Annotated in this window: 11 protein-coding genes, 1 tRNA gene and 1 pseudogene; 5 read left to right on the forward strand and 8 right to left on the reverse strand. The window is 50.7% G+C overall.

Annotated elements, in window-relative coordinates; all coding sequences use genetic code 11:
• Both IQ256_RS26100 and IQ256_RS26105 read right to left on the reverse strand, forming a co-directional pair.
• Positions 1-625: pseudogene (locus IQ256_RS26100) on the reverse strand (hypothetical protein); the annotation flags it as partial.
• A gap of 89 nt (positions 626-714) precedes the next feature.
• On the reverse strand, positions 715-1,101 hold the full coding sequence (locus tag IQ256_RS26105; RefSeq protein ID WP_193858625.1) for an NAD(P)H-quinone oxidoreductase subunit M: 387 nt from the start codon (positions 1,099-1,101) through the stop codon (positions 715-717).
• Between the two features lie 158 nt (positions 1,102-1,259).
• On the opposite strand from IQ256_RS26105, the gene IQ256_RS26110 reads away from it, so the two are divergent.
• Together IQ256_RS26110 and IQ256_RS26115 are read left to right on the forward strand one after the other, a co-directional pair.
• Positions 1,260-1,925: a histidine phosphatase family protein gene (locus IQ256_RS26110; protein WP_193858626.1), complete on the forward strand. Its 666-nt coding sequence runs from the start codon at positions 1,260-1,262 to the stop codon at positions 1,923-1,925.
• Positions 1,926-2,043: 118 nt separating this feature from the next.
• Complete coding sequence (locus IQ256_RS26115) at positions 2,044-3,069, forward strand: hypothetical protein (RefSeq protein ID WP_193858627.1); 1,026 nt, start codon at positions 2,044-2,046, stop codon at positions 3,067-3,069.
• 46 nt (positions 3,070-3,115) lie between these two features.
• Here the strand turns inward: IQ256_RS26115 and IQ256_RS26120 are convergent, their stop codons facing one another.
• On the reverse strand, positions 3,116-4,840 hold the full coding sequence (locus IQ256_RS26120; RefSeq protein ID WP_193858628.1) for an ATP-binding protein: 1,725 nt from the start codon (positions 4,838-4,840) through the stop codon (positions 3,116-3,118).
• 495 nt (positions 4,841-5,335) lie between these two features.
• Between IQ256_RS26120 and IQ256_RS26125 the strand changes: the two genes are divergently transcribed.
• Positions 5,336-5,944, forward strand: coding sequence for an SRPBCC family protein (locus IQ256_RS26125; RefSeq protein WP_370623552.1), 609 nt, complete (start codon positions 5,336-5,338; stop codon positions 5,942-5,944).
• A 149-nt stretch (positions 5,945-6,093) separates the two neighbouring features.
• Here the strand turns inward: IQ256_RS26125 and IQ256_RS26130 are convergent.
• Positions 6,094-6,166: transfer RNA gene (locus IQ256_RS26130), tRNA-Glu, on the reverse strand.
• A 71-nt stretch (positions 6,167-6,237) separates the two neighbouring features.
• Positions 6,238-6,513, reverse strand: coding sequence for an Npun_R1517 family heterocyst differentiation transcriptional regulator (locus tag IQ256_RS26135; protein WP_193858629.1), 276 nt, complete (start codon positions 6,511-6,513; stop codon positions 6,238-6,240).
• Positions 6,514-7,116: 603 nt separating this feature from the next.
• Here IQ256_RS26135 and IQ256_RS26140 point away from each other — a divergent pair.
• The gene (locus IQ256_RS26140) at positions 7,117-7,701 is read left to right on the forward strand and encodes a CPBP family intramembrane glutamic endopeptidase (protein WP_193858630.1); all 585 of its coding nucleotides are present in this window, start codon (positions 7,117-7,119) and stop codon (positions 7,699-7,701) included.
• 95 nt (positions 7,702-7,796) lie between these two features.
• Here IQ256_RS26140 and IQ256_RS26145 read toward each other — a convergent pair whose 3' ends face one another.
• The 3 genes from IQ256_RS26145 to IQ256_RS26155 all read right to left on the reverse strand — a co-directional run bounded on the left by IQ256_RS26145 (position 7,797) and on the right by IQ256_RS26155 (position 10,801).
• Positions 7,797-8,999, reverse strand: coding sequence for an aspartate aminotransferase (locus tag IQ256_RS26145; RefSeq protein WP_193858631.1), 1,203 nt, complete (start codon positions 8,997-8,999; stop codon positions 7,797-7,799).
• 97 nt (positions 9,000-9,096) lie between these two features.
• Positions 9,097-10,248 (reverse strand): iron-containing alcohol dehydrogenase family protein, encoded by a 1,152-nt coding sequence (locus IQ256_RS26150; protein ID WP_193858632.1) that lies wholly within the window; start codon positions 10,246-10,248, stop codon positions 9,097-9,099.
• Positions 10,249-10,282: 34 nt separating this feature from the next.
• A complete protein-coding gene (locus IQ256_RS26155; RefSeq protein WP_228025296.1) occupies positions 10,283-10,801 on the reverse strand; it encodes a Ycf51 family protein in 519 nt (172 codons plus the stop codon).
• Between the two features lie 113 nt (positions 10,802-10,914).
• On the opposite strand from IQ256_RS26155, the gene IQ256_RS26160 reads away from it, so the two are divergent.
• The coding region (locus IQ256_RS26160; protein WP_193858633.1) for a phospholipase D-like domain-containing protein at positions 10,915-11,669 on the forward strand (755 nt) is incomplete at its 3' end.

The raw sequence follows: 11,669 nt of genomic DNA on the forward strand, positions 1-11,669 counted from the left end.
CTGTAGGGGGGGCTGTTCCGGGGGCCGTTGGAGCTAGTGATAGCTGATCTGCGCTAATCGACAGTGATAGCAGCCGCACCACAGACCCATCCACTCGTACCAGATCATCACTGAGCAGCGTCGCTACCACTTGCTCAGCTTGAAAGCTCTCCCACATCTGAGCAATTTGCCATAGCCAGTTTAGCTGTCGTAGCGGTGACGCTTTGGCCCAGCGTTGCCCCAGCGTTGGCAGGAGACTTGGTACGCTGGTCTCTTGCCAACGCTGGGGCAACGCCGTTGAAAAAGCGCTTGACTCCAACATCAGCACCGGAGCCCCCTTCACTGTTTTAAAGGCAGCGTATAGCCGAGGCACATGGAGTGGATAGACCGACAGGTGCAGGTAAGGTAGCACCGTATTCGGAATCTCTATGGGAGCTTCAGGCACGAGACCGGGCTTTGTGTCTAGAAATATGCGATCGCGCTTCAGCAGATAACGATTGTTGAGCATTGCCCCTGGCCGTAGCGTCGCCATCATCTCGCCAACACCCCATAGATAGTAATGAGGCAGCGCCGAAGAGCAAGCCTGGCAGGCAACGGCCTCGTCAGGATTGACAGCATTACAGTTGGGGTTGGGGCAGTTAATCACTAAATACTTGGCCTAGCTCGCAACGTATATGACAGCATTAAGGCAAACACGGCTGATATCAGCCCATATATTTGAACGTTTGAACACCTCTACTTCGCCGCTGGCTCCGCTGGCTCTATAGACGCATCCTGATCAGAGGGTGGTGCCTCTACCACTCTAGGTAAACCCATACTGTAATTTAGTACGCGGCCCTGCAAGTTATAGCTGATCTCACCGGACTGTAGCAGTGCGCGAACAAAATGCTCTAGATCAGAGCCAATTCGTCGCAAATTGTAGTCTGTTAGCGCTTCTCCGGCATAATCATCGACCATCCGGTCAAACTCGCGATAGACCTTCTGTAAGGCTTCATCACTCCAGTTGAACTCGTTCTCTGGATCGACATCTATAGTTAGTTGCCGATCGCTAGGAACAATTTCGTTATTTTCAATGGTGGCCGCGTAGATCAAAATGTGGCGAGTAGTGGACTTTAGCAGCATAAGTTAAAGACTCTTAGAGCTTTTTCAGGGCTTTCTTCTTCAGTAGAGATGTCAGCTTTGTAAGTAATTGTAGACGCTTGTCTGTCTGCTGCATCTATAGCATCTGTTCAGGTTACTTATGATAGTTATATTGACTCAGCCTTTGCCCTTTTTCCGCATTGACTTATCTCAAGCTCATTCTCATCCGCCACGCTGAATCTATAGGCAACACTCGAAAAGTGATGGAAGGCCAAAGCTCCACTCCGCTTTCGGATAAAGGAATCTTTCAAGCTCAGCAGCTTAGCGCGGCCTTAGTTGCTCAGCCTACCCCAGAATCTCTCTCTACCATCTACAGCAGCCCACTGCTTAGGGCTACTCAGACAGCGGATATTCTCACAGCCTCCTCTGGGCAAAATACATATCGGCTATCTGATCATCTTCAAGAGATCCATCAGGGCGTTTTTCAAGGACTGACCTGGCTAGAAGCACAGGCGCAGCATCCGCAGCTTTGCCGTCAACTTTTAGGTGCTAGGCAGTGGCAGCCCGTTCCCAAAGCCGAGTCCCCAGATACTGCTAGAAATCGAGCCGTAGCTTGGGTCAATCAGGTTCTATGTCAGCATCAGCCAGGAGAGAGCGTTTGGGCGATTTCCCACGCGGGCATTATGCAGCAGCTAGTAGCGGTGATTCTAGGTTGCGATCGCACCTGGAAAATTTCCATTCATCACACTGCTCGCTTCGAATTCTGGCTATCTCAAACTCACTGGCAGACTCTGGGCACGGACCGCTTCAATCCTGAATACTGGATAGTTCGTCGCTTTAATGACTACGCTCACCTAACTAGCTGAACTCTGAGCGTATCTTTTTAGCGCTTGCGACCAAGCCACGCTGAAGCTTGCTCTTCCAAGATCGGCTATCATCTCTCAATAAACGAATCAAACCCTTCTGCATCTACCTGTTACTTCAATGAGCATCCCCGCTACCGAACCCCTAGGCGAGACCTTCGGACAGGCCCGTCAGGGTAGCGTTGCCGCCATTATTCAAGTCCTGAATGAGCATCTAGCCAGTTCGGGAATTCGTACCCGTGCGGTCGTGGATAGCGGTATGCTTCAGCTCTTGTGTGAAGCCACCTCATCAGATCGGCTCGAAAAAGCAGCCGTCATTGAGAAAGTCCGTCAAATATTAGAGAGCATTAGCCCTAACCGCATTAGAAAGGTCAAGATCAATAGCCGTATCGTCAAAGAAGAACAGCTACTTTGGCTAGAAGAAATTAGTAAAGACCCAGAGAATGCTTTGCTGTGGTCTGAGGTTATTACTCTAAAGCGGCCTTTCTTCATTCAACGGTGGCTTCGCGATCGCCATATCCAACCCGCAGCTCCTCTCTTTCAAGACTTCACCACGCCTGAGCCCAATCAAAGCAAGCGCTTTGGCAAGCGCTTGGGTAGCGCTGGCATTGCAGCTTTAGTCCTAGCCACAGGCTGGGTGCTTAGAGAAGACATCCGTGGCCTCCAGCAGGCTCAGACTGCTCCAAAGACTGCCGATTTAGAGACCGCCGAGACCGCCGAGACCGCCGAATCAGGAGCTGCCGATTCAGGGACAGCCAGAACTGGGTTAATCCCAGTTTCAGACATCCCAGATCAAGGCTTGGACAGCGCCGCCAATACAGCGCCAACTGCAACATCACCGACTGCCGAAACCCCAGCAGCGCCGACAGAAAGTCAGGCAGAAAAGACTAACCTCTCCACTGGCGACCCTGGCGATCGCCCCGATGCCTTTACAGAAGCTGTACATATTGCCCAAAAGGCATCTACCGATGGTCAAACAGCAGCAACTGCGGCTGAGTGGCTAGACCTAGCCGCCCGCTGGCAGCGCGCCGCCGATTTGATGAGCCAAATTCCAACCGATAGTGAGCAGTATGCCATTGCTCAAGATCGCGTGGGTATCTACTCGGCCAACAGCCAAACCGCTCTCAAGCAAGCGGCTGCTCTTTAAACGAAAGTGTCAGGTTGACGAGCTAAAGAAAGTAGGTATCAATCGCCTATTCCAAGCTAATTCCACCTAGTGTCTTGGCTTTAGGCTTAGCAGTCACTGGTGCTCGCTCTATGGTTTGCGATCGCACCCGAGACCCATGAAAGTGTTTCTGCCATTCCGTTGGTGCATTCAGTGTCTCACCGCCATGTTTGGTTAGCCGCTGCCTCACCTGACACATCACTGGCGTATTCACACAGGCTCCAGAGATAATCACCTGACCTTTTGTCAGCGCCGGCAGCTCCTTGAGCAGATCGCGTCCTGCCGCTTCCACACCGTACTTCAAGCTTTCTTGGTCCACCGGATTCACAATCCGCATCAAAAACTGGCTCATACACTGCGATAGCACGTCCGAATCTAGCTTGCCAGGTCGTTGGGTGATCAGCCCTACCCCTAAGCCAAACTTTCTACCCTCGCTCAAGATCGTCCGCAAAATCGCCTTGCATCTAGCCGGTTCCTTGGCGGGCGCAAACCGATGAGCCTCTTCGATCAAGGTGAATACTGGGTAGGGCAGATAGTTCTCATCCCCTGGCGAATTCTTCTCTTTGGCCGTGTTCATCCGAGCCAAATAGCTCTGCCGCAGCACCGCCGCACAGATCACCTGCTGCTCTTCCTGGCTAATCTCATTCATTTGCAGCACCGTCACCCGACCCGGCTCGAATAAATCCTGCGGTGATAGATGATTCGTCTGATGGAAATAACGCGAATTGGCAAAGCGATCTAGCTTCCACTCAATCGCGGGCGCTGATGAGCCAATTTTTAAGTTGCCTTCATCGTCTTCAGAGGTATCGGCCTCATTGACAGCGGCAATTAGGTCATCGACATTCCACCTGTAGTCGCCTTTGCGGTGACGCTTCAAGATCAAAAAAGCTTTGTTGAGAATAGCCTGCTGGCGATCGCTCATCTCTGGCAGTAGCGTCAGCACATCGTGATAATCCAAAGACGAAATCCGAATCGTAATATCATCTGGCGTTAAAATTCGCACATCTGGTGCGTACCCATCTGCTGAGGCAAATGCCGGATGGCCACGCATCTCGGTCAGCGTCCCATACTCACCATGCGGATCAAAGATCAGCACCGCCGCCCGGTTGTACGGCTGCAAAAACTCCTCTATCAGCACACCAGCCGTGTAGCTTTTTCCTGAGCCAGTACCTGCCAAGATAGCCATGTGCGTGCTCACGAGCTCTTTCACATCTAGCGCTACGGGCACCGCGCCGCCCGGACGCAACAGCAAAGAACCTACCTGAGCCGAACCAATCTCACCCGGCTGTTTTTTATTGACGACCTGCCGCAGCGTATGATCATCAGTGATAGAGACTCTAGAACCGGGCGCAGGCGTTAGGCGCGGATTGATAAAGCCCAATGCCGGATTGAAATAGCCGATAACGTCAACGGTGACTTCGTAAATTTCGGGATTGGGATGTGAAAAACCAATTAGAGCCGCGATCGCATCAGGACTAATCTCAGCATCTGCAAACATCCGATCCGGCAGATGATCGCTCAAACGACGATCCGAAATCTTGCCCAGTATCTGCAAAGAGCCGCCCCGAGAGGCAGTCTCACTGGCCGGCGTATCCACCTCATAGTAGACAAACTCACCAATCTTCACCTGGCGACTATCCGAGGTGATAAAAACATATTGATTGCCATTTTCACCCGGTCCCTTCACTGTTCCAATGACGCTAGTTTTCAAGCCGCCTTGACCTGCCCTTGAAGGCTCCACCGCTCTAACCATGACAACCTAATCGAACACAACGTTTCTTTTGATTCTTATAGCAGGTATAGCAAGGGTTTGCACGTTTTACAAATACATAGTTACTAACTGCCAAGATAGAACCTTTATCTTACAGACACCCAGAATACAGCTATTCCAAATACAGCCTTCTAGAACAAGTGCGGTGTGATTGCGGAAGGCAAACCACCGACACCAGCCGCTACAATAAGCCTAGGCAAATATGCTTATCAGCTCCCTGTATCTAGAACACTTTTGTATCTGTTGGCGCAGAACATACTAGTTTTGCCACGATAGGTTAGATAAAGTGTACGGGACATATACGAATGTATCCGCACATTGCGGCTCTCTTAGCCTGTTGTCACACTTAGCCTGTTGTCACATAAAGGATTTGTACTGCTGTACTTCAGCCAAGGGACAAACGCTACAGAGAAAATGTATAAAAGGGCATACAAAGCAGACGCCAAACCTTAGAATAAGCAAGAGTCTTGAAAGCCTGTGGTAAACAATACGCTATCCAATGTTAATTCGTCTGGTGCATCGTCTTCTGATGCAGATAGACAGCTAGTAGAGGTACCCATGCTGTCCGTCACAGGTAATAGCGCCATTTCATACCCCTCTACTTCAGCAGTCGTTAATATCTCTACCGAGAAACGACCGGCGAAGGAGCGTAGAATCCTAGCATCTGTCGTCATTCCTCAGCCTGTAGAAAAGGTGTGGCAGGTCATTACCGATTACGAGAGGCTTGCAGACTTCATCCCGAGCCTTACCACTAGCAAGCTCATTCCCAATTCAGAAGGCTGTACTCGCTTAGAGCAAGTTGGCACTCAGTGCTTCTTAAGAGTAAAATTCTGTGCTCGCGTCGTTTTAGATATGCGCGAAAACTTTCCTCACGAAGTTGGCTTCCTGATGAAAGAAGGCGACTTCAAGCGGTTTGAAGGTGTCTGGAGGCTAGAGCCTACTGATGCAGGGACGAAGCTATCCTATGACCTGCTGGTAAAACCGCCTGCTGCGATGCCAGCCCCGCTGATTGAACGCCACCTTCGCAACAACCTGATCACTAACCTATTAGCGATCCACCAAAGAACATTTGAAGTCGCCATCTAAGGGCTGCTCTAGAATAGCTGCCACCAGCAGTCGCCCTATACTAATAGCGCGAGCGACAGCAGATAGATGGCGTTATTAGGGCAACAGATAGCTAAATTGAGAACTAAAAAGGGGAGCTAGCCAACAACTGACTAGCTCCCCTTTTTACATACCCCCAGGGGAATTCGAATCCCCGTCGCCTCCGTGAAAGGGAGGTGTCCTAGGCCTCTAGACGATGGGGGCGCATGTCTTTTGACCTATATAAAGATACCCGCTGTCTGCGCCAAGTGTCAAACAAAAGACAGCAATTGTGTCTATGACAAACGATTGGAATTACGCAGGCGGATCAGCTGTCGCCGCATTTCAGGAGAGACCTTGGCAACGTCCTGAACTTGCTGAACCGCAACTTGGCTGTCCAATGCCTCTAAATATTCGTCGCTGCCATAAGCAAAGGCATCTACTAGGGTCTCTACTAACTGATCTGTATCAGTCATGGTCAACTGTTCCTCGATGATGCGAAACTTGAGGCGTACCTCACACTCGTAGATACCGACGTCATTATCAGGTAACGGATTTGTCGAACTGTTCATATCTAAAAAGAGTTTTGCAATGAGGAATCTAAAGAAATCCTTAACTAAAAAGTTAAGTCTATTTCATCTTGAAAAGTCACTTCTCAACGGACGTAGATGACCTATCTGAGTACCTTTTGAATTCCCTTTAGATGACAGGAGATAACACCTTAATAACTTGATGGGAGAGGCTTTCCCTCTAGCTTTCAAAGTGTATCTATAAAATCAATATCGGCTGACTACCGGTTTAAAAATAAATGCTTTCATCCTATAGATAGACTACTTTTGTACGCAGGTATACCAATGGTTGCAGATGTTTTTATAGAAGGGTATGTCGATAGTTATAGGTACTTTTATACATCAGTATATGGAACGACTACGGATACTTTTAGGAGTTCAGGTTCTGAATAGGTTTGATTAGTAAAAGGCCCTCTAATTCCTGCTTACTATGTGTTCTTACTGCCTAGCAACTGAGCTAGATAGACAACGTTATTCCTGATTCTTGTTAAATCTGGCACTGTCGCGTAGAACACGTGTAGGAAACCCGTTTACTGATAGCTGCTACTGAAGGATAGTAAGATTCAGAAAGGATTAGTCGCCGCTCGCTATAGACAGAGGAATTGGGTGCCAAAGTATTCTCCAGAACATCCAGAAATAGAACCTTTGAACAGAGTTGAGCTGCTGGTGGCAATGGCGGCAACAGCAGTCATATTGTTGTTAGTAGCACGAGTTTGGCTACTGTTTGAAACATTTCGGCTTCCTCTAGTATTTACCTGGCAAGCACTGGGATTAGGCTCGGCGCTTGGACTAGGGATTTCTGCGGTGAGTGCATTGGTCTACAGACTGTGGCCGACGTATAAAAAGAGTGCAGACGTCTATCTAGATTTTGTGCTGGCACCGCTAATTCTTTCTGATTCTGTCTGGATTGGATTGCTGCCAGGCATGAGCGAAGAGCTGCTGTTTAGAGGGGTGATGCTGCCAGCTATTGGCTTGAATGCAGTGGGGTTAGTTATCTCTAGCTTGTGCTTTGGCGTTTTGCATATGTCCGGGCGAGAGCAGTGGCCCTATGCGGTCTGGGCGTCGGTAGTTGGGCTCGTTTTAGGTGGAAGCGTGCTTGCAACTGGCAATTTGTTAGTCCCGATCGTGATGCATGTAGTGACTAATTTTGTATCTAGTCTGTCTTGGCAACTGGCGCGGCGTTCTTCTTGAAACGCATAGAAAAATGCAGGGAATTTTATAACTTCTGTCTCTACAGATTTGCAGAGGTTACTTATCTTCGTTCCTTAGACAGCATTTAGTATCGACTAGACACTAGCAGGAACTTGGCGATAGCGAATGTTTGCTTGCCTGAGTCTATCGACGGCTTCTTTGAGGCGATCGCACCCTTCAATTAAGCTGATCCGCACATACCCTTCACCACCTTCACCAAAAGCAGTGCCTGGTGTCACTACCACGCCAGTCTTCTGCAACAACAGCAGCGCGAAGTCAGATGCGCCCACACCCGGCGGACAAGAAACCCATAGATACATGGTGGCTTTGGGCTTCACCACTTCCCAGCCCAGCGTACCAAGCTCTTTAGCCAGAAAGTCGCGCCGCTCTAGGTAGCGCTGTTGAACGTCTTCTAGATATTGGTCGGGTAGATTCAGGGCAGTCTCGGCAGCGGTTTGCAACGCGGAAAAAATGCCGTAGTCGAGGTTGGTTTTGAGCGTCCGTAAGCCTTGGATGATGTGGCGATTGCCAACGACGAAGCCCACCCGCCAGCCTGCCATGTTGTAGGTCTTTGAAAGGGTATGAAATTCTACGCTGATATCTTTAGCGCCAGGAATTTCTAGCAGGCTGGTAGGCTGATAGCCTTCAAAAGCTAGTTCTGCATAGCAGAGATCGTGGATGAGTAGAATTTGGTGACGGCGGCCAAATTCCACCATCTTTTCAAAGAAATCTCTAGGGGCAACTGCACCCGTGGGATTGTTGGGATAGTTGAAATAAAGAACTTTGGCGGCTTTTGCATCTGCGGCTGAGATGTCGTCGAAGTCAATTACCCAGTTGTTTTCAGCTTTGAGTGGAATGGTGCGGATGTCAGCGCCAGCGATCGCCGGTCCGCGAAAATGGGCGGGATAAGACGGCGTTGGCACCAGCACCACATCTCCTGGATCGATATATGCCATTGCGATATGGCCTAGTCCTTCTTTTGAACCCATCAGCGGCAGGGCTTCGCTCTTTGGATCTAGGGTGACGCCATAACGGCGATGGTACCAGTTGGTGATGGTAGTCCGAAAGCTAGCCGTGCCCTCGAAAGGGGGATAGCCGTGGTTGCTTTCATCACTGATGGCTGCGATCGCTGCCTCAACCACAGGCGCAGGCGTTGGCCCACCTGGATTACCCATACCTAAATCAATCAGATCAATGCCTTGTGCTCTAGCGTTTGCTTTGAGTTCGTCTAGGCGAGCAAATACATAAGGGGGGAGCGCACTGAGCCTTTCAGCAGGCTTCAACCAATCTAACGTCATCTAAAGCAACCTCTAGGCACGGAACAGAAGGTGATTGAGTTATCACCATCCAAAGAGTATAAAAGAGAGTGCCATGAGATACAGCGATAAAACAGATCTAAGCAGTTGCTGTTTTCAGATGTTTTGAGCCGGTAGCAGATTGTCCCTGCTTTACTGTTCCTATCGGCAGCGTCGTAGAGATCATCGCTGCCATTAGCTCAGCAGGCTGCACTGGGAAAGGCAGATGGTGGATATCTGAGTCTCTTTGGCAGGCAACTGTTGCAGCCTGTTCTAGCTGGGCGACTGTCAATTGATCCATGCCCATATCGGTTAGAGAAGTCGGCAAGCCTAGCGAGTCATAAAACTGAATGAGCTGCTGACGGGCGGTGGCTGCTAGCGAATTGTCAGCGGCCATCTCTTCTAGTCGGAGCTGCACTAGGATGCCATAGGCGACTTTCTCACCGTGTAAAGTGCTGTGGGCAGATACGTGTGTGAGACCGTTATGAACAGCGTGCGCGGCGACGGTACGGCACTGCGCCCCGCCCATGCCGCCGATGACACCAGCCATCAGGACGCTGGCATCGACGACTTCTTTCCAATCATCGCTGCCGGGGTTGGCGATCGCACTAGCAGACTTTTGAAAAAGAATATCTCTTAGCACGCGGGCCTGCTGAACCGCACCGATGATCATGGTGTGGGTAGAGTGTCCGCTGCTAACCGATGCTTCATACCATTTGGCGATCGCGTCGCCAATCCCAGCTACCAGTGTCCGCTGCGGCGCAGTCGCTACCAGGTCATAGTCCAGCACAATCGCCTCTGGGCACTTGGGCAGCCCCACGTCATACAAGAACGCGCCCGCTTCTGAATAGACGTTAGAAAGTGCTGTCCACCCGGCGCAGGTCGCCGCTGAGGTCGGCACGGTTACAATCGGTAGCTGTCTTTGATAGGCCAGTAGCTTCGCCGCATCTAGTGCCTTGCCACCACCGATGCCAATCACAAAATCCGCGCTGTGAGCGTCAGCCGATTGGTTTAAGGAGGCTAGGGCCACTTCACTACAGTCTTGGGTATAGGTGGCTGTGGCACTTGCCAGCCCAGTGAGCGCTGGCGCTAGATAGGCTTGTGCCGTTGGTAAGCTCTTTTGACCGCCGACTAGCAGTGGACGACTGCCTAGTCGAGACAGCAAATCACCACTTTTGGCTAGCACACCATTGCCGCGAATGACCTGGGCTGGAGCAATGTTGAGAATCGGGAAAGTCGTAGATAGTGGCATAGGAAAAACTTACCGTCGTATAGCCATCTACAAATTATGCCGCAGCGTTATTTGCCTTTGCCAATTTGTCGGGGTAAATCTCAACAATTGGGGTGCGTTCTGCTGGCGTGTTACCTTCGCCAGGTTTGACAGAGCCAATGTAGAGCAGATCGGAGATGCCGTCGCGGTGCGCGATCACCCGTGCCCGGATCAAGGGCCGCTGACCTGCCGCTCTCAGTCGGCTGGGCTTGAGTAGATTGCTGGCAGCTTGTTCTAATGTCGCTTCTAGCTCAGTGCGAGTGATGGTATTGGGCACGGCAATCACTATCTGCGATGAGCCAGAATCAAACACGGTAGTGTAGGGAACTGCGCCTGGAATTTGCGCGCTCGTCAGGGGTTGAAAGCTCAGGCCAAACAGTCCTACCGTCAGCACGCCCATGAATCCGGTCGCGCCGACTAATCGAAACCGAATGCCCCACTTCAATAGGAACGAGAGGGCTGTGAGCAGGCCAAAAGCGATCGTTCCAATCACAAAATATCCGGTCGCAGCTAGAAACTGGTCGGGCGTTAGCATCAGCAAATTCAGCAGGTAAGGTCTCTAGTGATTATAGGGGGTCGCTTCCCTAAGCTGGCGGGCTAACTAGATTAGGAGTCGTTATTTGTCTTAGCTTTGTGAGCCAGGGTTTTGTGAGTCAAGGTTTTCTGTGCGATCGCCGCAATCAGCTTATATGTCTGCTCATTCTGCTTTTAGCTGGCAGCAGCCTGTGGCGACTGAGCCGTACGTCTAGCCAAGATCTTCAGCCCCTTGTCGAGCCGCTACCTCAAGATCCTCACATTCAAGTTTTTTTCAATCAGTCCGAAGCCAACGTCTACACCGAGCCCTACCGCCAGATCGAACGCCACGGCGACAACCTCGAACAGGTCATTATCACCGCGATAGAACAATCCACTCAAACCATTGACGTCGCTGTGCAAGAACTGAACCTTCCACAAGTTGCTAAAGCGCTCGCTGACAGCAGCCGTCGCGGTGTGAAGGTGCGCCTAATCCTAGAAAATCAGTACGCCCAGATTGAAGCCGAACAGGCAGAAGCTCTCACCCTATTGCAGAACGGTCAGGTTCCACGAATAGACGACACTGCCGATGGCTCCAAAGGCAGCGGTCTGATGCATCACAAGTTTCTGGTGATTGACAAGCGATGGGTCTTGACCGGATCGGCAAACCTGACCTTTTCGGGCGTTCATGGAGACGCCGACGAGCCAGACAGTCGCGGTAATGCCAACGTTTTTTTGAAGATCGATAGCGGGGCGATCGCCCAAACTTTCACCAATGAATTCAACCTGATGTGGGGCGACGGGCCTGCTGCCAAACCAGATAGTCAGTTTGGTCTACAAAAGCCGCCTCGCCGAGAACAAACCACTGCCCTCCCGACTGGCCCTGTCAC

Source organism: cf. Phormidesmis sp. LEGE 11477 (assembly GCF_015207105.1).
In the GTDB taxonomy this organism is placed as follows: Bacteria; Cyanobacteriota; Cyanobacteriia; order Phormidesmidales; family Phormidesmidaceae; genus Phormidesmis.

Excerpts from the sequence above, each read along its gene's own strand:
- IQ256_RS26105 (WP_193858625.1), bottom strand. The coding sequence starts at position 1,101 with ATGCTGCTAAAGTCCACTACTCGCCACATTTTGATCTACGCGGCCACC.
- IQ256_RS26115 (WP_193858627.1), top strand. The coding sequence starts at position 2,044 with ATGAGCATCCCCGCTACCGAACCCCTAGGCGAGACCTTCGGACAGGCC.
- IQ256_RS26120 (WP_193858628.1), bottom strand. The coding sequence starts at position 4,840 with ATGGTTAGAGCGGTGGAGCCTTCAAGGGCAGGTCAAGGCGGCTTGAAA.
- IQ256_RS26135 (WP_193858629.1), bottom strand. The coding sequence starts at position 6,513 with ATGAACAGTTCGACAAATCCGTTACCTGATAATGACGTCGGTATCTAC.
- IQ256_RS26145 (WP_193858631.1), bottom strand. The coding sequence starts at position 8,999 with ATGACGTTAGATTGGTTGAAGCCTGCTGAAAGGCTCAGTGCGCTCCCC.
- IQ256_RS26150 (WP_193858632.1), bottom strand. The coding sequence starts at position 10,248 with ATGCCACTATCTACGACTTTCCCGATTCTCAACATTGCTCCAGCCCAG.
- IQ256_RS26155 (WP_228025296.1), bottom strand. The coding sequence starts at position 10,801 with ATGCTAACGCCCGACCAGTTTCTAGCTGCGACCGGATATTTTGTGATT.